Genomic DNA, 264 nt, shown 5'->3' on the forward strand with positions numbered 1-264 from the left:
TCTTGGTTGGCGCTGAGCAAGGGGTTAAATATGCGCTCTAGGAAGCCCCGCCTGGTATGAGGCGCATTGAGGACCTGGATTGACGAAATGGTGCATGGCAGAGTCGAGTTTTGGTCGATCTGATCCAAAGCCCGCGCAGTTAGCCAGAAGCTCCGCAGATCCGGACTTGAACGTCAACGCCCGCACGTAAAACACATGGAAACGTACCAGCTCTGCGAGACGGGCTTGGGCCTTCTGGTAAATGGCATGTATCCTCTCATTCAC

Annotated in this window: 1 protein-coding gene; it reads right to left on the reverse strand. The window is 54.5% G+C overall.

Annotation, left to right across the window (positions count from 1 at the left end; translation table 11 throughout):
- Window positions 1-24 precede the first annotated feature (24 nt).
- Window positions 25-264: hypothetical protein (locus tag SAY88_RS25165; protein ID WP_332635162.1), on the reverse strand; the 240-nt coding region annotated here is incomplete at its 5' end.

The organism is Halalkalibacter flavus (genome assembly GCF_036663575.1).
GTDB classification, from domain to species: domain Bacteria; phylum Bacillota; class Bacilli; order Bacillales; family Bacillaceae_D; genus Halalkalibacter; species Halalkalibacter flavus.